This is a genomic window from Peptoniphilus asaccharolyticus DSM 20463, assembly GCF_900176115.1.
GTDB lineage: Bacteria > Bacillota > Clostridia > Tissierellales > Peptoniphilaceae > Peptoniphilus > Peptoniphilus asaccharolyticus.
Genome location: NZ_FWWR01000017.1, coordinates 85,835 through 109,879 on the forward strand (window position 1 = coordinate 85,835; position 24,045 = coordinate 109,879).

Here is a 24,045-nt window from a genome sequence, read left to right on the forward strand (position 1 = left end):
ATAGTAAAAAATGAGAGAAACATTAAAAAGAATGATAGGTATTTTCTTGGCGTTTATGATTTTAGTGGACGTATTCATGCCCTTGGCAGCCTATGCAAACAACATAAACATACAAGGACCAAGTGCAAATTTTAAAAATTCACAAGAAATACAAAATAAAAACTATCCTGAAATCACAGGTGTAAAAAAGGAAGAAGAATCAAGTGGTCGGACTCACGATAAAGACCTTTTAATAAAAGACCAAAATATTTCGGACTATACATCTTGGCGATTGAAAAGCCCGAGAAAAATCAGATTTAAAGAAGGAGAAAAATTAAATCTGGGCGGACTTTGGATAGAAGCCACAGATTCAAGAGGAAAAGTCAAAAATCTAAACTATGACCGAATTCTAGCAGATGAAAATATAAGTGTAAGAGACAATATAATGTCCAAGGACTCTTTGAAAAAGGGGATTTCCAGTTTGACAATATCTACTCCAGGTCTTGCTGACATAGTCATAGAAATAGAAGTGGGAGATTTAGAAAACTTCGCTTTAAAAGAAAGTGAAAACAAAAAACCAAATTCTATCAAAGAAAAAAACAAATCAATTATAGAAGAAAATAATGAAACAGAAGAAAATCTCCAAAAAGACATAAATAACGAAAAGAAAATAGAAGATAGCAAGGAAGAAAATAAAGAAGGAATCCTAGATAAAATAAAAGAAACTCTAGGCATCACAGGTCTCGAAAAGGCTGATAAGGAATTAAAAAAGGCCCTGGCAGATGAAAAAATGGAATAAAAGAAATACAAGCCCTTCTTGACACATTTGAAGAAAAATATGAACTTTCAAGAGAAGACCAAGAAAAGCTAATGGCAGGCAACGATGCAGCCATAAAAAGACTAGTAGAAAAAGATAGAAACGAAAAATTCAGACCTAATCTTTTTGTTGATGCTAATGGTCTCAATCTAGAAGGTAAAAAATTTCATATCATCACTCGTTTTGACACATCAAATGCTGGTGGACCTATCCAGCCTCATCAGTATTTCGACATTCACTTGGACGACAAGTTGACTATAAACAATCCAGCCGAATTAAAACCACTTATCTACCAAGGAAGGGTAATAGCAACCCCAGAGTACATTAAAAAAGAAAACAAGATAAGATACAAAATCCAAGAAAAGATACAGGAAAATATCCAATTACCCCTTGATATTCCGGTAGATTACAATCAAGCTAATATAAATCTAGACCCAGATGGAACATTCACCATTACGAACAAGGTGTCGGGACTTGGAGTAGAAGCACCGAAAGACCTCGTGCCACAAAAAATTGACAAGATTTGAAATAAATGCAACAAGTTATAATGCTAATCCTACTACAGCTACAGATAATGTTGGAGATGCTAATCCTGAAGAAATTATAAATAAGAAGGTTACCATTCCACAAACTGGTGGTATAGGTACTATAATCTTTACTGTTGTTGGTATAGCTCTTATGGCTGGTGCTGTAATGGCTATGAGAAAGAGAAACTCTGAAGAAATTTAATTAAGAAAGAGGGTAAGCCGTGCTAAAATTAAATAATAAAATATTTAAGCTGCTACTTATCTATGTAATTTTTAGCATGGTTATTATCTCGAGTGCTGTTTATGCTAAGACCTTGAGGATTGATCTTAGAGGAATGGGTCGAAGTTTGGATGACGTGGCAGGTAGGGAGCTTATTATTTGGAAGGTTGATGAGAGGATTTTGTCTTCGGATCAGAGGCAGGCCCTAGTTGAGAGTTTAAATGATAGACCGGATGACAGTTTGACTTATGATAAGATGAAACTCAAATCTAATAGTGAGGGCTTTCTGGATTATGATTTTGACAAGGGAACCTATTACGCCAGGGTGCTTTCCTCTAATAGCAAGATAGATATTTATCCTTTCTCTTTTGTGGCAAAAGCAGATGATGAGCAGATTATATATCCCAAGGGGCACCATGAAACTCCACCAGGAGAGGTGAAACTCTTTAAGATTTCTTCGGATGAGAAACCCTTGCAAGGAGCAGTATTTAGACTTTATAGGATTGTGAATGGCAAAGAGGTCCTTGAGAAGAGAGATGGTTTGTCAGAGTTTGTGACTGATGCTGATGGTGAGATAAGAATAGATAATCTTCTCATGGGTGAGTATATTTTCGAGGAGATTGAGGCTCCCAAAGGATATAGAATCAAGGAAAAGAAAACTTTTTTTCAGATTAATCAGTCATCTACCACCAATGTTCGCATTGTAAATTACAAGGAGAACGAAGGGGGAAAGGTCTTTAGAAAAGTTTCTTCTAAGACTAAGCTGCCTATCGAGGGTGTGAAGTTTGTAATTACAAATAGATCATCCGGATACGATAAGAGGATTAAGAAGGATGGCAAGGATTTGGTGTTGACTTCTGATAAGGATGGTTATTTTAAGGTGGACAATCTGCCTTTTGGAACCTATTATCTATTTGAGATTAAGCCGGCGGCAGGATATTATCCTTTATCGTCTGAAAAGTCTTTTCAGATTGATGAGTTTTCTCTTGATAAGGTCTTATTTATAGAAAACGAGCACATAGAAATAAAAAAGCATAAAATTAAGAAAAGGATACCTAAGACTGGGGACATCAGTTTGATTTTGATGTCTGCTTTGGGCCTTATATGTTCTATAATGGGTGCAGTTTTGATTAAGGAAAATAAATAGCACAGGATTTTAATCAAGTGAGATTTTGAAAAACCTCCTATTTTACTTTTGTAATCTTAGGAGGTTTTCTTTTGCGGATTTTTCTTTGCTTGTTTTAGATTCTTTATATTTGGTAAAATGTCTTTGTTTGGACATAGTTTGTTTGTGTTTTTAGGAGGAGTATGGTTAAGAAAAAGAATAAAAAAGACTGGCCTTTTAAAATAATTTTTATATTGGGATTTTTAATCCTCATGTATCCGACTGTCTCCAGGCTCTATTATAGGGTGGAGTCCTCGCAACAAGTTTCTACTTTTGATGAGGAAAAATATAAGCTCAGCGATGATGAAGTAAAAAAGAGGATAGATTTGGCTCAGGCTTTTAATGATTCTCTTATTAATAATGTCTCTGAGGATCCTTATGCTAAAGAAAGGCACAACAAAGGCAGGGCTGAGTATGCGAGGATGCTTGAGATTCATGAGCAAATAGGACATATTCAGATTCCGTCTATTGATGTCGACATTCCTATAAGGGCAGGTACTTCAGAGTCTGTTTTACAGACCTCGGCGGGACACTTGGAGGGGACGAGTTTACCCATTGGTGGAAATTCGACCCATACTGTAATAACTGCTCATTCCGGTTTGCCGACTGCGAAACTTTTTTCTGATCTGAAAAATGTTAAGCTTGGCGAGAGATTTTATATTCACAACTTAAAGGAGACTATTGCTTATGAAGTAGATCAAATTTTGGTGGTTGATCCGAGCAATTTTTCTAATCTTTTGATTGTGCCTGGACATGATTATGCGACTCTTTTGACCTGTACTCCTATTATGGTAAATTCTCACAGACTTTTGGTAAGAGGTCATAGGGTTGATTATGATAAGGCGATTGATGACGCCTTTATTTTGAGTAATGAAGACCACTTTAAGTATAAGTATTTATTTATGGGTGATATGGTATTTATTATTTTAATGCTACTTTTTATTTACAATTACAGAAGAAAGACTAAAAAATATAGATTTATCTTGAAGGAGTATGAGGATAAGAGGGGTGGCAGATATGACTAATACAAGGAGAAAGAGGAGGGCTTGGCCTTTTGTTATTCTATTTGTTATAGGATTTGTCATCATGATGTATCCCATTGTATCTCAATACTATTACAGGATTGAAGCCAATAATCAAATAATGGATTTTACTCAAAATGCCAAAAATTTGAATGAGAATGAAATTTTAAGAAGAGTTGAGCTGGCTGATGCCTACAATTCGACACTAGATCCTTCTAAGCTAGCTGATCCATATACTGAAAAAGAGAAGGAAGGTATTGCTGAATATGCTCGTATGCTGGAGGTAAAGGAGAAAATTGGATTTGTGGAGATTCCAAAAATCGACACAAATTTGCCCATCTATGCGGGAACTAGTTCTGAAATTTTAAATAAGGGTGTGGGTCATTTGGAAGGCACAAGTCTGCCCATAGGAGGACTCAATACACACGCGGTTCTAACTGCCCATAGGGGACTTCCCTCTGCGCAACTATTTAGAGATTTGGACAAGCTAAAAAATGGTGATATCTTTTATATCCACAACATTCAGACGGTGCTAGCTTATGAAGTGGATCAGATAATGATTGTTGAGCCGTCAAATTTTGACCCTGTGCTTGTGAAGAAGGGACAGGATTATGCGACTCTTTTGACTTGTACGCCTTATATGATAAATTCTCATAGGCTTTTAGTAAGGGGTCATAGGGTTCCTTATGTGCCCCCTGTGAAGGAAGAATCTCATGCCCTTATTTCTCTTGGACTTGAATACAAGGATGCTTTGGCATTTACACTTCCTTTGTCGGTAATTTTATTTATACTTATGCTCTATTCTAGATTTGATTATAGAAAAGTCTACAAAAAGTATAAGCGTGAGCTGAGAGATTGGGCTGATAAGGAGAGGAAAAATGAGTAGAAGAAGCAAGGTTATTCTCGGATATTTGCTTATTGTTTTGGGTATTTGCATTCCGCTTTTTGGGTTTTTAAAGCTTTCAAAAAATATTGTTTTTACCAAGGGTAAGTTTGATAGCTTTATGAATAGCAATCTGGTTTATGATAGGAGTATGGAGAAAAAGGTGGACGAATATAGCGACTCTTTGACAAAAGATGTTGTAATAGTAGACCCATTTGCCAATGATAACTATGCTTCCGACTATTCTTTCATGAAAAATAAGGACGACATCTTTGCCTATTTGAGCATACCCAAGATAGATTTGATGGAGCCAATATATTTGGATGCTTCTAAAAAACACCTTGCCATGGGTGTGGCTCATATTGAAGGGACTGATTTGCCGAGTGACAAGATTGGTAGACGGTCTATCATAGCTGGACACAGGGGCTACTATGAGGCTATCATGTTTTGGAATTTAGGTAAATTATCTGAGGGAGACCTCATTTATATAAGTTGGCCCAATAAGACTCTCGAATACAAGGTGATAGGAAGTGAAATCATTGAACCTTAGGAGTGGGAAAAGTTAGATCCGGTCGAGGGCAAAAATATTTTGACGCTCTTGACTTGCGATCCCTTGACTCCACCGAGGAAAAATAGACTTCTTGTGAATTGTGATTTACAAAAAAAAGAGGATGAGATTTCAAAAGATAAAATTAAAAAGGTTGTAGATGTGGCAGAGGGTGTAAAAACGACAAACTATATTATACTTGGAATTACAATTCTGCTTATGTTAACTTTATTTCTTTTTATTTTTAAGCTGATTAAGTTTTTGAAAGATTAAGGGCGGTTGTATGACCGCTCTTTTTTCTTGTGATAATTTATCATAACAAGTGCAACATAAATAAACTCATAGCTAATCAGCTGTGTTAATATGTAAGTGACCAAACAAAACATATTAAAAGGAGTGATTAACTATGAGCTATAACCATCTTACCATAGAAGAAAGATCTTGTATTTACCAATTTTTAAATTTAGGAATGAGTATAAGGAAAATTGCACAAGCACTTAAAAGGTCACCTAGTACAATATCTAGAGAAATTAAAAGAAATTCATCTAAGATAAAAGTTAGTAGGGGAAGTTACACTAAGTACTTTCCGATAAAGGCAAATGATAAATATATTGATAGAAGAAAAGACTGCCATAGAAAAAGTAAATTTTCTAAAGATGTTATTGATTATTTAACTGTAAAGATTAACGAACATTGGTCCCCTGAACAAATATCAAATAGAAACACAAATGAGATTCATGAATTACCATCTACATCAACGATATATAGAATGATACACGCCAAAAAGCTGCCAAAAACTAGTATGAAAAATTTGAGAAGAAAAGCTAAATTTAAAAGGCCAGCAGAAAAAAGAGGAAAATTCAATGATAAAGGTAGAACAATTAAGAAAAGACCTAAAGAGATATACAGAAGGCAAGAATTAGGCCACTGGGAAGCAGATACAGTGGAATCAGGCAGATTAGATCATAAAAGGAAAAGTAGATGTTGTTTCGTAACTTTAGCAGAAAGAAAATCTAGATATTATATAGCAATCCTAGTTGAAAATAGAAAGTCGGAAAGCGTAACACCAGCAATAATAAATGCATTAAAAGATTATCCAAAAGAATTAGTAAAAACAATAACCTTTGATAGAGGTAAAGAATTTTCAGAATTTGAGAAAATAGAAAAAGAATTAGGATGCAAAACTTATTTTTGTGATCCCTATTGTGCATGGCAAAAAGGTACAAATGAAAATAGTAACGGACTTTTGAGGGAGTTTTATCCTAAGGGTATGGATTTATCAGAAGTGAATATTGATGAATTAAATTATAACTTAAGTTTAATGAATAATAGACCTAGAAAATGTATAAAATATAAAACACCTAAAGAAGAACTTTTTGGTCTCTTACCATAGGTGTTGCATTTGATTTGACAATTCGTCTTGTCAATAAAATGGTTGACATAGAACCAATTTTTTAAGGAATTAAATCCCTAGTTTACAGCCCCTAAAAGGGGATTTTTTATTACATAGAAAGTAGCTTATATTTTACTAAGGAGCTATTAAACGATATAATATGATAAAGAGGTGTTATATGAAAAAGATTTTAATTTTATTTTGTTTTATCTTGATGTTAAGTACGCCGGTATTTGCCAAAGATATATCAGCTGTTTTAGAACAGCCGGCAGTGGCAAAAGTAGTAGTGGGAGATGACTTAAATTATAAATTAAATATCGATATCCCAAAGGATGGCGTGACCTATAAGTCATTTGCAGTGACTTTATTGATGGATGAAAAGCTTAAAGTTACAGCAACAGCTTTAGAAGGTGTTGCTAAAAACGATAAAATTGTATTAAAGAGCACTGAAGTTCAAGGCAAACAAAATATAGTTTCTCTCTCAGTGAACGATATTAATGCTCTTGGGGGCGTAAGTAATTTTTCAGTATCAATAGCAACTAAAGTTAGAACTGGAGCTAAAGAAGGAGACTTCAACAACTCTGTAGTAGTGAGCTCAGTAAAAGATGACGGAAAAGAAAGTTCAAACCAAAAGGATTTAACTTCTAGCACTGTTGTCACAAATGCAAAGACACAGCTAAAGATTAATGAATTAAAGAATCAAGACGAAATACTAACAGGAAAGACAAATCCTAAGGCGAAAGTCAGTGTTTTTGATGGAAATATGGAAATCAGCAATGCAGTAGCTGATGATAAAGGTGAATTTGAAATAAAAATTGCAAAACAAGAGCTTGGCAAGAAATTAAAAGTTATTTCTGTTTATGAATTCAATGGAAAATTGACTACAGATTCTGAAACTATAGTTGTAACAGACTCTGAAGGTAAAAAGACAACAGTGGTCATAGATACAAAAGTATTAGAAGACTATGTTGAAATGGCAAACAAGATAGAGAAAAGCAGAGCTTCAGACGTTGATAAAGCGAGATTAGAAGCTGCAGTAGCAAATGCAAAATATGTCTTAGTTATGTCAGATAGAAAAAATGTAGATGTTGAAGATGCTCTTATCAAACTAAAAAATGCCGTAAAATATATGAGAGTCCCATATATGAATGGATATTGGGATAAGACTTTTAAACCTAAAAAAGAGATGACTAGAGCGGAAGTAGCCCAAGTATTGGCAAGAGTATATTTAAAGAAAGATCCAACGGGAAACTATGCAAGTTTTAGTGATGTAAAACAAAGTGTATGGTATGCAGATGCAATAGGATTTATGGAAGAAAAGGGATTTATGAAGGGCTACTATGATGGGACATTCAAACCTGAAAATTCAATTACAAGAGCGGAATTCGCTGCGGTAATTGCTAAGTTCAATCCGGGATTTACTGAAGAGAGATTTTCTTATACAGATGTGAAGAATGACAACTGGGCAAAAGATGCGATAGACTATGTAAGCTCTAAAGGGTATATGACTGGAAGAAGTTCAACTGTATTTGCTGCCAACTATCCAATCACAAGAGCAGAATGCGCCAAAGTATTGAATAAGATTTTAAATAGAAATGCCGACAAAGAATTTATGGATAAGTATTCAAAAAATCCATTTAAAGATTTTGACAAAAACGACTGGGCATACTATGAAATTTTGGAAATTACAGGATATTAATAAAATCTTAATTATAATTTAACATTAGCAATTAAATGTTTTGTGTATAATTATAATTATGAAAAATGAGAAAAATTTGGAAGAAGATAAATCTAAGAAAAATTGTAAAGTGAATTTGAATTTAGAAAAGAATACAAAGTTAGATACTGTGTTCCACGTCATAACAGCTATAACTATGTTAGCTATGCTGCTTATGTTTTACAAAGGCTACAAACTTGGGATATTTACATCACAAGAGAAGTTAGATAGTTTTATTGTAAGCCTTGGCTTTTGGGGGCCTCTATCTTTTGTAATAATTCAAATTGTCCAAGTTGTAATTCCTGTAATTCCGGGAGGTGTGACTTCGATAGCTGGAGTTTTTATATTCGGGCCGGTAAAAGGAACACTTTATAATTATGTTGGAATAGTTACTGGAAGTTATATAAACTATTTTCTGGCAAGGAAATATGGAGTTGCATTTGTAGAGAAATTGATAGGAAAGAAAAAATTACAGAGATATACTAAGTGGTTGCACAAGGGGAATAAATTTGACAGATTTTTCTCTATTGCAATGGCAGTGCCAATATCCCCTGACGATATATTGTGCCTATTTGCAGGATTGGTAAATATGAAACTTTCAAAGTTTACATTTGCAATTTTATTTTTAAAGCCATGGTCGCTGATTGCATATACTTTCGGTGGAGATTTTCTAATTAAGAAAATGTTGTTGAATTGGTAGGAGAGTTTAGGCTCTCCTATTTTTTATGGATTTTATATAAAATTAAAATAGTTTAAATTATTGGGTTAAAAAACTTTGCATAGGGTATAAAGTTTACAGAATGAATTATAAGAAAATTTGAGGAGGAAATATATAATGAGATTAACAGAAACAGTAAAAGCCGGAGATTGGAAAAACGAAAAACACGTACCTGTACTTCACGTTGAAAGCACAGGAGAAGAATTAAAAATCCACGCAATTGTAGGGGAAGAAATTGAACATCCAAACACTTTAGAACACCACATTGGATGGATTAAAGTATTCTTCCAACCAGAAGGAGTGGCAGCTCCAATAGAAGTTGGTTCTTATGATTTCTCTGCGCATGGAGAAGCAGAACTTCTTTCTAAACCAGAAATCCACGCTGTTGTTAAAACAGATAAAAAGGGAACTGTATATGCACTAAGCTATTGCAATATCCACGGTCTTTGGGAAAGCACTGAAGAAGTTAAATAAGTTATTTAACTATAGAGGCGAGAGTATCTCGCCTTTGAGTATCTCGCCTTTTTTTACGTTCAAAATTTGATATTAGTAAATAAATTTAATTTTATATATAGAAGAAGTGTGATAGAATTTCAATAAAAGATAGTAAAGTGGTAATTAGACAAATTTAAGCGCCTGAGTAAAATGCAAAAATATTTTGACTGATACTCTTTAAAAATTCAAATTATAAATTAGGAGTTACTATGGATGTAAAAATGGAAAATGTACATATCGCAGCGGAAAAATTAAGAGGTGTTGCAAGAAAAACTGCTCTTATAGAATCAAGTCATTTTAAGGGAGTTTATTTAAAGACTGAGAATTTACAAGTTACAGGTTCGTTTAAACTTAGAGGAGCATATTACAAGATATCTACATTAAGTGAGGAGGAAAAGAAAAAAGGTGTTGTGGCTTGCTCTGCGGGCAATCATGCTCAAGGTGTGGCATTAGCTTGCAATAGATTGGGGATTCAAGCGACTATATTCATGCCTGAAACTGCTCCAATTTCAAAGGTTGAGGCTACCAAGTCCTATGGAGCTGACGTTAGATTGGTCGGAAATGTCTATGATGATGCGTATGCAGCTGCAATAGAGTTTAATGAATCAGAAGGCAAAACTTTTATACATCCATTCAATGATGAAATCTTAATTGCCGGTCAAGGAACTGTGGCGCTTGAAATATTTGAAGAGATAGAGGATATAGATGCGATTGTAGTTCCAATAGGTGGCGGAGGCTTGATTTCGGGGATAGCTTTTGTTGCAAAGAGTTTAAATCCAAATTGCAAAATATATGGTGTTGAGGCTGAATCTGCAAATGCAATGAAATTGTCTAAAGAGAATCATAAGTTGATGTGTGTTGAATCTGTATGCACTTTCGCTGATGGGATAGCTGTTAAAAAACCGGGAGACATAACTTTTAAATTGGTGGAAGAGTATGTAGATGAAATCATAACTGTTTCTGAAGATGAAATAGCTGCAGGAGTTTTGGAACTTATGGAAAAGCAAAAATTGGTTTGTGAGGGTTCTGGAGCGATAGGCTATGCGGCGATAATGCACAATAAAATTCCTTATGAGAATAAAAAAGTGGCTGTAGTTTTATCCGGAGGAAATATTGATGTAAATATTTTATCTAAGGTTGTGAATAGAGGGCTACTTATGGGCGGTAGAAATGCCAAGTTTAAGTTGGTGTTGACGGACAAGCCTGGAAATCTTGCAAAGGTTGTAAATATAATAGGCAAGTTGGGAGCCAATATCATAGCTATTGAGCACAATGAGGGCGAAGAAAACATGGAGATAAATTGCAAGATAGTAAAATTTGTAATAGAGACTCGAAGTGCTGAACATATCAAAGAGATAAAGGACAGGATAAAGCAAGAGGGAATAAAAATAATAAGTATGTAAATAAAGAGAACTGACTTGAAATAGTCAGTTCATTTTTTTGTCTGCAATAAAATTTTTGATTGCTTCTAATATATTTTCATCATTGGATAGATGTAAATCGGTTGGGTAATAGTTAATTGCATAATTGCTGTCGTAGTAGTTTAGAATTAAGTCTTTAATTACAAAGTCTAAGTCATTTTCTAAAACGTGGTTTCTATACAGTTCTATTCTGTTTTGTGAGATGTACTTGCTTAAATTATCAAGTGCAGAATTTATTTCGGCTTCTGTTCCGTTTACATAGTCTCTTTTAATACGTTCCACTCTGTTTTCGATTGAGTCTTCAATTACTAAATTGATTGATGATGACATTTTTTCACACAAAAACTTTGGCAATAATATATTTCCTATTCGACTGCTTTCGCCTTCTAAGAATACTAACTCATCGCTATTTAAAAGAGAGTTGAATAAGAGGGACTCAAATTGCTTTTGGGATGGCTGATGGTCCAAACCAAGTGAACCGAAAGAACTGCCTCGGTGGTTTGCAAGGCCTTCTAAATCTAAAATAGATATGCCATTTTCTTGTAAAGTGTGGAGTATTTCTGTCTTTCCAACGCCTGTTTTGCCGTGTAGGACTATAAAAGTTTTGGAAGCAATTAAATCTTCTAAATTATCTCTAATGTATTTGCGATATGATTTATATCCGCCGACTAATTTTTCTACTGAGATGCCAAGGCCTTTTAAAAAATTAAAAAACACTGTGCTTCTATATCCACCTCGTGCACAGTATAAGACTACATGGTCATATTCTCTTACGTAGTTTAAGATTTTATCGAAGAAGTCAGGCAGTTTTGAAGCTGCGTAATGAACAGATAATGATTTGGCTTTATCGATTTGCCCGTTGTCAAAAAGCGTTCCTACAATTTTTCTTTCTTCGTTATCAAGTATTGGGAAGTTGATTGCAGAGGGAATTTTAAAATCTTCAAATTCTCCTTCACTTCTCATGTCTATAAGCTTAAATGTTTCGTTTCTTCTCTTGTATTCAAATAAATCCTCTGGATTAATTTCAAATTTCATTTTATCACCATAAGTTATTATAAGCTTTTTTAAAGAGTATGGCTAATAATGTAATAAATTCTTAAGATTTTATTGTATATTAATTTACTTTTAGATACGCTTGTATTGATATAATATAGAATATATAAAGCTAATAATATAATTAATAGAATTTTAAATAGGTTAGCAATTAGGAGGCACGTAGTGAAGATAAAAGATTTTATATTAGGACACAAAAAAATAGTTATACCAGCCGGAGTAATATTGGCTCTATTGATAGGAGGAACAATATTTGGAAAAGGTGGTAAGAGTAAGTATGTTGTATTGCCAAAATCTGAAACCACTCAGATAAAGAAAAAAGATTTTTCAAATATGATAACAGAGAGTGGAAAGGTGAAGAGTGAGGATTCAGTTGATATATTCGCTGAAAAGAGTTTGCCTGTTAAGAATATTGATGTGAAAGTTGGAGATGAAGTTGTGGCTGGACAAGTTATAGCGAAACTTGATGATTCTTCAATTAGACAACAGATTAAGACTAAGGAAGCTATGATAGCTTCTACGAATAGATCCACAGGGGCTCAAGTAAAGGGCGCAAAAGATAAGCTAAATGAGGCTGTAAAGGGCAAGAGTGACGGCACAAATGCACAAGTTGTGAGCGCTAATGCAAATGTACTACAAACTTATGACCAGTGGCAACTTGCTGAAAAGACTTACGATGATTATTTGAGAAGTTTGAATATGGGATACAATGAAGCGATTGTAGCAAAAGTGGGAAATGATACAACACAACAAAACAATCTACAATCTCAAAATCTTACTTATGACCAAGCAAGACAAAAATTAGCCGAAGCTTCTTCAAATTTTGAAAATGCTAGAAGAAATTACAGTGACATCAGTTCACAAGCGGACAGACTTAGAATGGAAGATGAGTCAATAACTAGAGAGATAAATAATTTGACGCTTGACATAGAGTCCGAAGTAGCTGCACTGCAAGGAAGTGGAAATGGCAATAAAGATACAAAACCAACATCTGAAGAACTTGCTAAACTCAGTGAAAAACAAGATGAAATTAGAAGTAAAAAAGAAAAGCTAAACGAATTAAATATTCGTGCTCAAAGAGTAAAAACTCAAATAGCAGAAGTTGAGGGCGAGAAAGCTAAGTTTAAAACACAAATGGATACTAATGAAGATACAAGACTTGCATTAGAAAAAGATTTAGCTCAACAAGAACAAAATCTTGCAAACTTACACAACACTTTGCAAACTCAAGCAAAACAAGATCAACTTTCAAAACGTTCAAGAGAAGATGTACTAAATACTTATAGAAAAAATGCAGTTGATGCAAAGAATATATATGAAAGTGCAAAGAAGAATTTGACAGTTGCGCTTGCAGCTCAAGAGGCAGAGATAAGAGCGTTACAATCAGGACTTGACCAAGCAAAGGCGAGCGGAGATAACTCCGTGAACTCAGTGGACTTGAAAAATTTATATGAAGAGCTTGAAAAGACAGTAGTAAAAGCTCCTATTTCAGGAACTATAACTAAGATGGATATGGTTAAAGGCCAAGTGCCAACAGCGGCTCTTGCGCAAGTGCAAACAGTTAAGAGAACTATAGTTGAAGCACAAGTTAAAGAATATGACTATCCAAAAGTTAGAGTTGGTATGGAAGTTGAGATAACATCAGATGCACTTGGAAGAAAGCAAGTCTTCAAAGGCAAGATTGAGTCCATAGACCCAACTCCAAAATCAGCAGAAGCTACAGCTCAAGGTCAATCTCAAGAAGTGGCATACAAGACAAAGATATCTATAGAAGATACAGAAAACAAATTACAACCTGGAATGAGCGTAAGAATAAAGTATGTATTAGAATCTAAAAAAGATGTTATAGTTGTGCCGACAAGTGCAATATATAAAAAGAATGATAAGAGTTTTATATTGATAGTACCGGATAAAGAAATTGCTCAAATTAAAGAAATAGAAGTTATGCCAGTTACAGGAAATGATGTAGAGACAGTCATAACCTCAAAAGATTTGAAAGGTAAGTTGAGAGTTATAAACTCAGCAGATAAGTATCAATCAGGTACAGAGGTTCAAATTACCGAAGAAATGGAAGTAAAAAAATGAAAGAATTGATATTAATGGAGAATATAGTAAAGAGATACTATATAGGAAAGCCTAATGAGTTAGAAATTCTCCATGGAATTGATTTGAAAATATATGAAGGCGAATTTGTTTCAATAGTGGGGGCTTCAGGTTCTGGGAAGAGTACGCTTATGAATATAATCGGTCTGTTGGATAGACAGACCGAGGGTAATTATTATTTGGATGGATTGAATGTAAGTGAAGCTAAGGATTCAGAATTATCAGGAATAAGAAATCAAAAGATAGGTTTTGTATTTCAAAACTTCAACCTTATACCAAGATTGTCTGCAAGGAAGAATGTAGAACTTCCAATGATGTATTCCAAAAATAAAAAAGATATGAGTAATAGAGCTATGGAACTTTTGGACTTGGTGGAGATGTCAGAAAGGGCACATCACAATCCAAATGAATTATCAGGGGGACAAAAGCAAAGGGTGGCAATAGCAAGAGCGATGGCAAACAGCCCGAGTATACTCTTAGCTGATGAGCCTACCGGAGCCTTAGATACAAAGACTGGTAGAAGTGTAATGGATTTGTTTCACAGGCTAAACAAAGAACAAGGGATGACTATAGTTTTAATAACCCACAATCCTGAGTTAGCAGAAGAAACCGGGAGAGTACTAACCATGTCAGATGGAAGGATAATAGAATAATGAATATACTTGAGAATATAAAGATGGCATTGGAGGGACTAAAACTCAATAAGATGAGGTCGTTTTTGACGATGCTGGGAATAATAATAGGTATAGCTTCTGTTATTGCCATTCTAACAATAGGCCAAGCGATGTCAAAGTCAGTAGCAGATGGATTTGATAAGTTGAATAAAAATATGTTTCAAGTAAAGCTTAAACCTAGAGAAGGGTATAATTGGTATGATATACAAGAAAGAGATTATTTCAAACCTGAGGATACTGAACTTATTAAACAACGTTTTGGGAATTTTATAAAGTTTATTGTCATACAAGGAAATGGTAAAAGTGCAAAAATAAAAACTGAACAAGGAAAAAATTTAAAAGTAAATATTAATTCTAGTACAGAAGGGGCAAAGGAAATTCAGAAGTTAAAGATGTTAACTGGAGAATTTTATAATGAAGAAGATGTACAGGCATATAGAGATGTGTGTATAATAAGTGATAAAGTAGCACAGGGATTATTTGGAGGATATTCTGAGGCTTTAGGAAAAGAAGTAGAGGTTGATACCGGAAGTGGGATATATGTGTACAGATGTAAAGGGGTGTATAAAAATGAAGTTGTAAATTTTGGTGCTTTTGGAGGTCAAAATGAAGATAGTACAGTTTTATATATTCCATATACTGTGGGAGTTAGAGATTTTGAAAATAATGACCAGACATTTATGAGTTTTACTGTAATAACTAATCGAGCAGAAGATATAGATTCTGTGTCTAAAGAAATAGAGAAATATTTTAATGAAAATAAATTTTTAGAAAATGAAGCAGTACAGGCTGAAGCTAAATCTATAGACTCTGAACTTCAACAGATAACATCGATTATGTCAAATGTAAAACTGGCAATAGGAGGCATAGCTGCTATTTCACTATTGGTAGGTGGAATAGGAGTAATGAATATACTTCTTGTTTCAGTAACAGAAAGAACTAGAGAAATAGGAGTTAGAAAAGCTCTGGGTGCTACTTCAAAAGATATTAGAGGGCAGTTTATTACAGAAAGTATTATAATATGTATAATAGGTGGTATAATAGGTGTTTTACTTGGTGGTTTATTGGGGTATTTTGCCTCATCACTCATGAAACTTCCTACGCTACCAAATATTTTCTCTATAGCAATTGCAGTTGGATTCTCTATGAGTATAGGAATTTTCTTTGGCTACTATCCAGCGAATAAAGCTGCAAAATTAAATCCTATAGATGCTTTGAGGTATGAATGATGAATATAAATATAATAGTAACAGCAAATTTTGGGCTTGAATCAGTAGTTAAACATGAGTTATATGATTTGGGTTATGACAATTTAGTTGTTCAAGATGGACGGATAAAATTTAATGGCGACTTGAGAGATGTCACCATTTTGAATTTAAGATTAAGATGTGCAGAGAGAGTGTTAATAGAAGTGGCCTCTTTTGAAGCATATAGCTTTGAAGAATTATTTAATAGTGTAAATGCAATAGACTGGGCAAGGTGGATTTCTAAAGAAGGTAATTTCATAATAAATGCTAAGAGTTATAAGTCTAAGTTATTTTCTCTTTCAGACATTCAAAGAATTTCTGAAAAAGCTATAATAAAGAGCCTGCAGAGAACTTATGCAATAAACAGATTTGAAAAAACAGCAGAGAGATATTCTATAGAAGTTGCAATTAGAAATGATATAGTATCTGTCACAATAGACACTTCCGGAGAAGGACTTCACAAAAGAGGATATAGAGAGGCTTCATACAAAGCGCCTATCACAGAAACTTTAGCTGCAGCTATGGTTAAGTTATCCTATTGGAATCCGGATAGATTATTAGTAGATCCATTTTGTGGTTCGGGAACTATTTTGATAGAAGCGGCTATGATAGCTAAGCAAATAGCTCCTGGGCTTATGAGAAAATTTGATTTTGAAAAATTTATATTTATGGATGAAAATCTTCTAAAAGAAGAAAAGGCTAGATGCTATTCCGAAATAGATTATGATAAGAAGTTGGAAATAATTGGTTCTGATATTTCAAGGAAAGCTATAGAGATAGCTAAGATGAATGCAGAAATTTTAGGACTTGAAGAAGATATTAGATTTTTTGTAAAAGATGTCAGAGAGTTGGACTTGCCAGACAACTACGGTGTAATAATTACAAATCCACCTTACGGTATAAGAATAGGAGAAGTTGAAGAAGTTAAAGAGCTTGAACAAGCACTTAGAGAACTTTATAAATCGCTACCTACTTATTCTATGTATGTTATATCAGCTGATGAAAATATTGAAAAGAACTTGGGCAAGAGTGACAAAAATAGAAAGTTATACAATGGAGGGTTGCGCTCATACCTATTCCAATACTTTGGGCCTAAGCCGTTATAACGTATTTGTAAAGCAATATTAATATGGTATAATGAACAGCAAGGAGAGGTTCGCTATGAGTGAAGATTTAGATAAAGTTTTACAAAATACAGAATTAAACTATCAAATATTAGATGGAATAGTGGACTTGGTGCGAGTTTTAGACCATAGGAATGAAGTGGTTTATGTAAATCAAGCTATGAAAGATACCTTAGGGTATGATACTGAAAATTTGATTTGTAATATTTCTGACAACATCTTAAAATCAAAAATTACGAAGAGAACGCTTGAAACAGGAGAAGTAATTCAAAGAGAAGAGACAATTCAAGATAAGTTGTACTCTGTAAAATGTTCGCCGATAAAAAAAGATGGCAAAATTACCGGAGCTGTAGAAGTGTTTAGGAACATTTCTCAAGAGAGAAAGTTGATTTCTGCAATCGTAGAGAAAAATAAATCTATGACTGTTGAGATGAATCATGCGAGAAAGATTCAGACTGCATTATTACCAGAAAAAGGATTTTTTGGGGTTTTAAAAATAGATTATCTATATAGACCTTCAAATTTACTTAGCGGAGATATGTTTGACATATTTGAAATAGACGATGACCACTTGGGAATCTATATTGCAGATACAGTGGGACATGGATTCGCAGCTTCTATGGTTACTATGTTCATTAGAATTACAATGCGTACAATATCTTATGGCAAGAAGTTAAGACCATCATTGCTTTTACAAGAGCTTTGGAAGAGATTTAAGAATTTAGGGCTCGACTTTGAAATATATTTCACTTGTTTCTATGGAGTATTTAACAAAAAGACAGGGCAGTTTACTTATTCAAATGCTGGACATTTCCCTTGTCCTATAATCATACATGAAGATACAATACAGGAGATGGAAGTAGAAGGCTATCCTATATCTAGATTTTTTGATAAGGTTGAGTACAAGGAATATAGCATAAAATTAAATACATCAGACAAAGTCATAATGATGAGTGATGGAGTTAGTGAAGTCATGAATTATGAAAATGAACCTTATGGGATAGATAGAGTAAAAGAGATAATGTTGGAGAATGAAAGTGATGAGCTTTTAAAACTAAAACAATCTATCTATAGTTATATGTGGGGAGAACAAAAGGATGATATAACTGCTCTTTTGATAAAGGTTTGGTAATGATAAATTTTATAGGAAAGACTAAGTTTAAGGAACTCGATAAAGTTGAAAAACTGGTTAAACAAAAACAAGAAGAGTATTCAGACTACTTAGGTTGGACAGATGAGTTTAATTCTACAGTTGAAATAGAAAAAATTTATGAATATGCTAAAGAAATTAGAGCAAAGTATAATTTAGTAATAGTCTGTGGTGCCGGTGGGTCATATACCGGTGCTAGAGCTATTATTGAGAGTGCTCAAGGAGAGCTTAGAGATTTAACAGGTAGTCCTAAGATTTTATTTTTAGGAAATAACCTATCTTCAAGGTATTTTAAGTCATCTTTAGAGCTTATACAAAATTATAATGCCTGTATGATTGTAATATCTAAGTCGGGAGAGACTATTGAAACCAATATAGCTTACCAACTTGTGAAAAATAGTTTTGAGAAAAAATATACTGACGTATCTGAAAGAGTGTATGTAATCACAAATGATAAATCAGGATACTTACTCAATACAGCGAAGAGGGAAGGCTATAGAAGGCTTGTTGTACCTGAAAATGTCGGAGGAAGATATTCGCTACATACAGCAGTGGGGTTGTTGCCTATGGCAGCGGTCGGAATAGACATAGATGAATTTCTTAGAGGGATAAGAGATTACAAACGAAAATTAGTCACATTTGATAATCCTTCTGTTCAATATGCTCTTTCGAGAAAAGAGCTATATGACAATGGAAAGAATAAAGAGTTTTTAGTTTCATACGATCCGAGCTTGAAGTTCCTACAGGAATGGTATGTGCAGTTGTTTGGTGAGAGTGAAGGGAAAAGTGATGATGTGATCTTTCCTACATATTTGACAAACACAACAGACCTCCACTCAATTGGACAGTATATTCAAGAGGGACCGGGAGATTTATTTGAAACAGTAATATTCGTAAATGAAAACAAAACGGATTTGGAAATAGATCTGGAAGAGTTTAGCAAAGAATATGAGGGTTTGAATAAATACAGTTTAAACAAAATCAACAATGTGGTTATGGAAGCCACTAAAGTTGCACATTCAAAAAATAATATAGACACTCTTATGATTGAGATAACCAAGATAGATGAGTATAGCTTGGGTCAATTGGTTTACTTTTTCATGTACGCATGCTTTGTATCTTCTATCTTATTCGGAGTAAATCCATTTAATCAACCGGGTGTTGAGCAGTATAAACAAATATATAAAAAATTATTGAGATAACCTATTCAAATAGAATGGGTTATTTTTTTGTACGAAATTATAAAAATTTTTAATATAAGCAGTTATGGTCAAATGAATTTTTCAAAAGGGACAATTAAATTAAATTGGAGTGGAATAAAGAAAAAATAAAATGTATACTGATAGCAAATGATATATGTTATCAATTTATTGAGGGTGAATTTATGAAACAGATGAAAAAAATTCTGATGGATAAAATGAATTTGGATTATATAGGAGAGCACAATGGGCTTTTGAAGTTTAGGTATAAAAAGACAAAAGATAGCTTTAATTATGTGGCGAAGTTGTTCGATGGAATATATTTGGTTTTGACTGACTATAGAGATACATACACTTATGAAGTTTCTGAAGGATTTAATACTAAATCAATGAATTTGTCCTACTGTTTGGAGGGGCAGATGAAGTGGCAACTCCCTACCACTAATGAGGTATCTTTTCTAACCAAGCACTCATTCACTGTGGACTGTATAGCCAAGCACTGTGCAGAGGCTAAATTTCCGGAAGGACATCTAAAAAATTTAGAGTATTTTATTTCAATTGAAGAGATAAGCGAAGAGACAGAAAAAATTTTTGAAAGCTTCGGAGTTTCGATAATGGGAATATATGAGAAATTTGGTTCGGAGAAGGTAGCTGTGATTAAAAAAGATTTAGGAATCGAAAAGATTTTTAAAAGTTTTACGGGAGAAGAGTTTTTTAATGTGAATAGACACAGAATGGCTCTTTTGGAAACACTTTTTTATTTAAAAGACATTCAACTCTCTGAAGAAAATGAATTCGTCTATCTGCCAAAGAAACATATAGAAAAAGTACAGCAGGTTCAAAGATTGATAACTGATGATTTTAGAAAAAAATACACTGTTGATGAGCTGGCGAGCATGGTGAACATTTCAAAGACTTATCTGAACAGAGCTTTCAAGGAAGTTTATGGGGATAGCATCCACGCGTATTTAATAGACAAACGCATGGAATATGCAAAAAAGCAGATGAGAGAAAGCAAATTTAGCATAACAGAGATTGCGGAGAGTGTTGGGTATGCAAATGCGAGCAAGTTTGCAGATGTATTTAGAAAATACGAGGGTATTAGCCCAAGAGTATATAGAGGGGGTTTGAAATATGATTTATAAAAAGTTAAAGGAGTATGTGCCTGAAAAGATTAGTTTGGCATATATCGGAATTATGTTGACCATAATATCTTCGGCATGCATGGTGGCGTCGTATTGGTATTTATACAGATTGCTGAATATGATTTTGGTTGAGAAGAGTGTGACAGATGCAGTACAAACTGCGGGATACATATTAGGGTTTTTGATAGCAAATGCAATTATTTATTTTATGAGTGTTTGGTGCACACACTTGGTGGCATTTAGATTGGAGACAAATTTAAAAAAGAGGGGAATAGACAATCTTATGGGAGCTTCATTTTCATTTTATGACAAGAATGAATCCGGAAGAATTCGTAAGATAATAGATGATAATACAGCTTTAACTCATACGAGTGTGGCGCACTTGATTCCGGACTTGGCAACTGCTGTATTCACTCCATTGTTTTCTCTAATTCTGACTTTTGTTGTAGATTATAGACTTGGAATTTTATTTATTATAACTGTAATCATTGGTGGAATTATCGGAAAGGGAATGATGGGTGAGACTGAGTTCATGGGCAAGTATATGCTTGCGCAAGAGAGAATGACTTCGGGTGCTGTTGAATATGTCAGAGGTATGAGTGTTTTAAAGATATTTAAAGCAAATGTCAGGTCATTAAAAGAGTTTTACAACTCCATTTTAGACTATTCAGAAATGGCCCTTTCATACAGCATGAGTTGTAGAGTGCCTTATGTAGTGTTCCAAATGTTTTTTAATTCCATCTTTTTAATTTTGATACCTGCGTCAATATATTTCATATCAAGAGGAGAAAATATATATGAGATAGTAGCTAAGATTATTTTCTATGTGTCTATGTGTGGAGTAATTTTCAATGCTTTTATGAAAATAATGTATGTGGCAATGTATCAATACCAAGCGACATCAGCGATTAAAAAGATTGAAGATCTATTTACAGATATGAAACAAAATAGTTTATCTCATGGTGGGATTAAAGATATTGAGAATTGTGATATAACTTTTGAGAATGTCAGCTTTGGATATGAAGAAAATATGATTTTAAATAATCTTTCATTTGATTTAAAACAAGGCAAGACCTATGCGTTGGTTGGAGCTTCTGGAAGTGGTAAGTCCACAATAGTTAAGTTAATTTCAGGATTTTATCCTGTAAATAGCGGCAAGGTTTTGATAGGTGGACATTCTATAGATGAGTACACTGAAGAGACCATAGTAAAGAACATAGCGAATGTGTTCCAAGATTCAAAACTTTTTAAGATGTCTATATTTGACAATGTAAAGGTTGGGAATAAAGATGCAACTCGTGAAGAGGTTATGGAAGCTTTACACTTGGCACAATGTGATGAGATATTAGACAAGTTTAAAGAGAGAGAGAATGTAGTTATCGGGACAAAGGGAGTTTATCTATCCGGTGGGGAAACTCAACGTATAGCTATAGCAAGAGCAATTTTAAAAGACGCCAAGATTATCATCTTGGATGAGGCGAGTGCGGCGGCTGATCCGGAAAATGAATATGAATTACAAAAAGCCTTTGCCAATTTAATGAAAGGCAAGACGGTAATTATGATAGCGCACAGATTGAGTTCTATAAGAAATGTGGACGAAATTTTGGTTGTGCAAGATGGAAAGATAATTGAACGAGGTAATGATGCTGAATTGATGGCTAAAGATTCAGTATATAGAAGTTATCAGGAAAAATTTAGACAAGCTAATGATTGGAAGGTGAGAAAATGAACTGGTTAAAAAATAAATTTGCTCTAACTGAAAAGGGCGCAAGAGGGGTTGTAAAAGCTATAAGGGCGTCTGTGCTGGTGAATTTTTCACTTATGTCTGCCATGGTGGCGATATTGTTTTTTGTAGATAATTTGTTAAAGGGAAACTCTGTAGAAAATAAAACTTACTACATAATTATTTTTGCGATTGTGGTAGTGATGTATATTGTGCTGAATTTAGAATATAAGAGGACTTTTAACACCACATACGCTGAGGCAAAGGATTTGAGAATAGCAATAGCAGATCAACTCAAGAAGATGCCGATATCATATTTCTCAAAGCATGATATATCAGATGTGGCTCAAACTATAATGCAAGACGTGCTCGATTTGGAACATAGTGTGTCACATGCAATTCCAAGAGCGGTAGCAACAGCTATATTTTTAACTATTGTAGCGATTATGATGATGGTTTCAAATTGGAAATTAGGTCTTGCGGCAATGATTCCTATGTTGATTGGAGTATTGATGTTAGCTATGTCTAAAAATAGCCAAAAGATTTGGTCTGAAAAATTCTTTTGGAAACTTAGAAAAAATGCAGAGATATTTCAAGAGAATATAGAGATGCAACAAGAGATAAAAAGCTATGGCATGTATGATGAAAAGAAAGAGGAAGTCTATGCTGCATTAAATGACAGCGAGGATATGCATATAAAGGCAGAAATAAGACAGGCTTTGCCGGTGTTGAGCTCTTTTTCAGTTATTAAATTTGCGATAGGCGCTGTTGTGTTGGTGGGCTCTATGATGCTTGCCAAAAATGAAGTTGAGCTAATCTATGTAATAGGATTTTTAATTGGTTCTGTTAAGTTGATAGATGGTGTTGGGGCCATGGATGAAAACTTAGCTGAGTTATTCTATATAGATGCAAGGACTAAACGTATAAATGATTTAAAGAATACCAAAATACAAGCTGGAAAAGATGTTGAGTTGGAAAAATTTGACATAGAATTTAAGGATATATCTTTTGGTTACAATTCTGATGTGAAAGTCTTAGACGGAGTTTCATTTGTAGCTAAGCAAGGAGAGGTTACAGCCATAGTTGGCCCTTCGGGATGTGGTAAGACTACTATACTACGTCTTATATCCAGACTTTTTGACTATGACTCAGGGAACATAGAGATTGATGGATACGACATTAAAAAAATTTCAACCGATTCCCTATTTGAAAATGTGTCAATGGTGTTCCAAGATGTAACTCTTTTTAATGCATCTATTATGGAAAATATAAGAATAGGTAGACAGGATGCAACTGACGAAGAGATAGTGGCAGCGGCAAAGGCTGCAAACTGTGACGAATTTATAAGAAAGTTGCCTAACGGGTATCAAACGTTAATTGGTGAAAATGGAAGCAAGCTATCCGGTGGAGAAAGACAGAGACTATCCATAGCCAGAGCATTTTTAAAAGATGCCCCAATACTACTGTTAGATGAAATCAGTGCATCTTTAGATGTAGATAATGAGATGAAGATACAAGAGAGTTTAAATAAACTTATAGTTGGAAAAACTGTAGTCATTATTTCACACAGACTAAAGTCAGTAGAAATGGTGGATAAAATTATAGTTATGGATAAGGGAAAGATTAGTGCTCAGGGAACTCATGCAGAGTTGTTAGAAAAATCCAAACTGTACAACAGACTTATAGAAAAATCTAACTTAACAGAAAAATTCACTTACTGAGG

The 24,045-nt window shown here is 34.0% G+C and carries 22 protein-coding genes; 21 read left to right on the top strand and 1 reads right to left on the bottom strand.

Translation table 11 applies throughout. From position 1 onward, the window contains the following. Positions 1-10 precede the first annotated feature (10 nt). The 12 genes from B8869_RS10365 (at position 11) to ilvA (ending at position 10,886) form a co-directional block, all read left to right on the top strand. Positions 11-778: a hypothetical protein gene (locus B8869_RS10365; RefSeq protein ID WP_084231542.1), complete on the top strand. Its 768-nt coding sequence runs from the start codon at positions 11-13 to the stop codon at positions 776-778. A 71-nt stretch (positions 779-849) separates the two neighbouring features. Next, a complete protein-coding gene (locus B8869_RS10370) occupies positions 850-1,323 on the top strand; it encodes an Ig-like domain-containing protein (protein WP_084231543.1) in 474 nt (157 codons plus the stop codon). After that, positions 1,310-1,525, top strand: a complete 216-nt coding sequence (locus tag B8869_RS10375) for an LPXTG cell wall anchor domain-containing protein (protein ID WP_084231544.1) — start codon at positions 1,310-1,312, stop codon at positions 1,523-1,525. The genes B8869_RS10370 and B8869_RS10375 overlap by 14 nt, the downstream gene beginning before the upstream one ends. 19 nt (positions 1,526-1,544) lie before the next feature. Then, a complete protein-coding gene (locus B8869_RS10380; protein ID WP_084231545.1) occupies positions 1,545-2,690 on the top strand; it encodes an MSCRAMM family protein in 1,146 nt (381 codons plus the stop codon). Positions 2,691-2,851: 161 nt separating this feature from the next. After that, positions 2,852-3,733 carry a class C sortase gene (locus B8869_RS10385; protein ID WP_084231546.1) on the top strand — a complete coding sequence of 294 codons (882 nt, stop codon included), beginning with the start codon at positions 2,852-2,854 and terminating at the stop codon, positions 3,731-3,733. After that, positions 3,726-4,616 carry a class C sortase gene (locus tag B8869_RS10390; RefSeq protein WP_144017995.1) on the top strand — a complete coding sequence of 297 codons (891 nt, stop codon included), beginning with the start codon at positions 3,726-3,728 and terminating at the stop codon, positions 4,614-4,616. The genes B8869_RS10385 and B8869_RS10390 overlap by 8 nt, the downstream gene beginning before the upstream one ends. After that, complete coding sequence (locus B8869_RS10395) at positions 4,609-5,163, top strand: class C sortase (RefSeq protein ID WP_200806008.1); 555 nt, start codon at positions 4,609-4,611, stop codon at positions 5,161-5,163. Before B8869_RS10390 ends, B8869_RS10395 begins: the two co-directional genes overlap by 8 nt. A 403-nt stretch (positions 5,164-5,566) precedes the next feature. After that, complete coding sequence (locus B8869_RS10400; RefSeq protein WP_084229742.1) at positions 5,567-6,553, top strand: IS30 family transposase; 987 nt, start codon at positions 5,567-5,569, stop codon at positions 6,551-6,553. 178 nt (positions 6,554-6,731) lie between these two features. Next, positions 6,732-8,252 (top strand): S-layer homology domain-containing protein, encoded by a 1,521-nt coding sequence (locus B8869_RS10405; RefSeq protein WP_159445264.1) that lies wholly within the window; start codon positions 6,732-6,734, stop codon positions 8,250-8,252. A gap of 76 nt (positions 8,253-8,328) precedes the next feature. Continuing rightward, positions 8,329-8,970 (top strand): TVP38/TMEM64 family protein, encoded by a 642-nt coding sequence (locus B8869_RS10410; RefSeq protein WP_234989845.1) that lies wholly within the window; start codon positions 8,329-8,331, stop codon positions 8,968-8,970. A 135-nt stretch (positions 8,971-9,105) separates the two neighbouring features. Next, complete coding sequence (locus B8869_RS10415; protein WP_084231550.1) at positions 9,106-9,462, top strand: desulfoferrodoxin family protein; 357 nt, start codon at positions 9,106-9,108, stop codon at positions 9,460-9,462. A gap of 230 nt (positions 9,463-9,692) precedes the next feature. Continuing rightward, a complete protein-coding gene (ilvA, locus tag B8869_RS10420; RefSeq protein WP_084231551.1) occupies positions 9,693-10,886 on the top strand; it encodes a threonine ammonia-lyase in 1,194 nt (397 codons plus the stop codon). Between the two features lie 24 nt (positions 10,887-10,910). Here ilvA and mnmH read toward each other — a convergent pair whose 3' ends face one another. Then, entirely contained in the window at positions 10,911-11,939 is a 1,029-nt protein-coding gene (mnmH, locus tag B8869_RS10425; RefSeq protein WP_084231552.1) for a tRNA 2-selenouridine(34) synthase MnmH, read from the bottom strand. Positions 11,940-12,122: 183 nt separating this feature from the next. Between mnmH and B8869_RS10430 the strand changes: the two genes are divergently transcribed. The 9 genes from B8869_RS10430 (at position 12,123) to B8869_RS10470 (ending at position 24,043) form a co-directional block, all read left to right on the top strand. Then, positions 12,123-14,042 carry an HlyD family efflux transporter periplasmic adaptor subunit gene (locus tag B8869_RS10430; protein ID WP_084231553.1) on the top strand — a complete coding sequence of 640 codons (1,920 nt, stop codon included), beginning with the start codon at positions 12,123-12,125 and terminating at the stop codon, positions 14,040-14,042. After that, positions 14,039-14,713 (top strand): ABC transporter ATP-binding protein, encoded by a 675-nt coding sequence (locus tag B8869_RS10435; RefSeq protein WP_084231554.1) that lies wholly within the window; start codon positions 14,039-14,041, stop codon positions 14,711-14,713. Before B8869_RS10430 ends, B8869_RS10435 begins: the two co-directional genes overlap by 4 nt. Continuing rightward, on the top strand, positions 14,713-15,963 hold the full coding sequence (locus B8869_RS10440; RefSeq protein WP_084231555.1) for an ABC transporter permease: 1,251 nt from the start codon (positions 14,713-14,715) through the stop codon (positions 15,961-15,963). The genes B8869_RS10435 and B8869_RS10440 overlap by 1 nt, the downstream gene beginning before the upstream one ends. After that, entirely contained in the window at positions 15,960-17,087 is a 1,128-nt protein-coding gene (locus tag B8869_RS10445; protein WP_084231556.1) for a THUMP domain-containing class I SAM-dependent RNA methyltransferase, read from the top strand. Before B8869_RS10440 ends, B8869_RS10445 begins: the two co-directional genes overlap by 4 nt. Before the next feature lie 55 nt (positions 17,088-17,142). Continuing rightward, entirely contained in the window at positions 17,143-18,237 is a 1,095-nt protein-coding gene (locus tag B8869_RS10450) for a PP2C family protein-serine/threonine phosphatase (RefSeq protein WP_084231557.1), read from the top strand. Then, entirely contained in the window at positions 18,237-19,457 is a 1,221-nt protein-coding gene (locus tag B8869_RS10455; protein ID WP_084231558.1) for a glucose-6-phosphate isomerase, read from the top strand. The genes B8869_RS10450 and B8869_RS10455 overlap by 1 nt, the downstream gene beginning before the upstream one ends. Positions 19,458-19,639: 182 nt before the next feature. Further along, positions 19,640-20,599 carry a helix-turn-helix domain-containing protein gene (locus B8869_RS10460; RefSeq protein ID WP_084231559.1) on the top strand — a complete coding sequence of 320 codons (960 nt, stop codon included), beginning with the start codon at positions 19,640-19,642 and terminating at the stop codon, positions 20,597-20,599. Then, positions 20,589-22,328 (top strand): ABC transporter ATP-binding protein, encoded by a 1,740-nt coding sequence (locus tag B8869_RS10465; RefSeq protein ID WP_084231560.1) that lies wholly within the window; start codon positions 20,589-20,591, stop codon positions 22,326-22,328. The genes B8869_RS10460 and B8869_RS10465 overlap by 11 nt, the downstream gene beginning before the upstream one ends. Further along, positions 22,325-24,043, top strand: coding sequence for an ABC transporter ATP-binding protein (locus B8869_RS10470; protein ID WP_084231561.1), 1,719 nt, complete (start codon positions 22,325-22,327; stop codon positions 24,041-24,043). The genes B8869_RS10465 and B8869_RS10470 overlap by 4 nt, the downstream gene beginning before the upstream one ends. Positions 24,044-24,045: the final 2 nt, after the last annotated feature.

What these genes read in the sequence shown, in the direction of transcription:
- B8869_RS10365 (WP_084231542.1), top strand. Translation starts at nt 11, where the DNA reads ATGAGAGAAACATTAAAAAGAATGATAGGTATTTTCTTGGCGTTTATG.
- B8869_RS10370 (WP_084231543.1), top strand. Translation starts at nt 850, where the DNA reads ATGGCAGGCAACGATGCAGCCATAAAAAGACTAGTAGAAAAAGATAGA.
- B8869_RS10385 (WP_084231546.1), top strand. Translation starts at nt 2,852, where the DNA reads ATGGTTAAGAAAAAGAATAAAAAAGACTGGCCTTTTAAAATAATTTTT.
- B8869_RS10390 (WP_144017995.1), top strand. Translation starts at nt 3,726, where the DNA reads ATGACTAATACAAGGAGAAAGAGGAGGGCTTGGCCTTTTGTTATTCTA.
- B8869_RS10395 (WP_200806008.1), top strand. Translation starts at nt 4,609, where the DNA reads ATGAGTAGAAGAAGCAAGGTTATTCTCGGATATTTGCTTATTGTTTTG.
- B8869_RS10400 (WP_084229742.1), top strand. Translation starts at nt 5,567, where the DNA reads ATGAGCTATAACCATCTTACCATAGAAGAAAGATCTTGTATTTACCAA.
- B8869_RS10405 (WP_159445264.1), top strand. Translation starts at nt 6,732, where the DNA reads ATGAAAAAGATTTTAATTTTATTTTGTTTTATCTTGATGTTAAGTACG.
- B8869_RS10415 (WP_084231550.1), top strand. Translation starts at nt 9,106, where the DNA reads ATGAGATTAACAGAAACAGTAAAAGCCGGAGATTGGAAAAACGAAAAA.
- ilvA (WP_084231551.1), top strand. Translation starts at nt 9,693, where the DNA reads ATGGATGTAAAAATGGAAAATGTACATATCGCAGCGGAAAAATTAAGA.
- mnmH (WP_084231552.1), bottom strand. Translation starts at nt 11,939, where the DNA reads ATGAAATTTGAAATTAATCCAGAGGATTTATTTGAATACAAGAGAAGA.
- B8869_RS10435 (WP_084231554.1), top strand. Translation starts at nt 14,039, where the DNA reads ATGAAAGAATTGATATTAATGGAGAATATAGTAAAGAGATACTATATA.
- B8869_RS10440 (WP_084231555.1), top strand. Translation starts at nt 14,713, where the DNA reads ATGAATATACTTGAGAATATAAAGATGGCATTGGAGGGACTAAAACTC.
- B8869_RS10445 (WP_084231556.1), top strand. Translation starts at nt 15,960, where the DNA reads ATGATGAATATAAATATAATAGTAACAGCAAATTTTGGGCTTGAATCA.
- B8869_RS10450 (WP_084231557.1), top strand. Translation starts at nt 17,143, where the DNA reads ATGAGTGAAGATTTAGATAAAGTTTTACAAAATACAGAATTAAACTAT.
- B8869_RS10455 (WP_084231558.1), top strand. Translation starts at nt 18,237, where the DNA reads ATGATAAATTTTATAGGAAAGACTAAGTTTAAGGAACTCGATAAAGTT.
- B8869_RS10460 (WP_084231559.1), top strand. Translation starts at nt 19,640, where the DNA reads ATGAAACAGATGAAAAAAATTCTGATGGATAAAATGAATTTGGATTAT.
- B8869_RS10465 (WP_084231560.1), top strand. Translation starts at nt 20,589, where the DNA reads ATGATTTATAAAAAGTTAAAGGAGTATGTGCCTGAAAAGATTAGTTTG.
- B8869_RS10470 (WP_084231561.1), top strand. Translation starts at nt 22,325, where the DNA reads ATGAACTGGTTAAAAAATAAATTTGCTCTAACTGAAAAGGGCGCAAGA.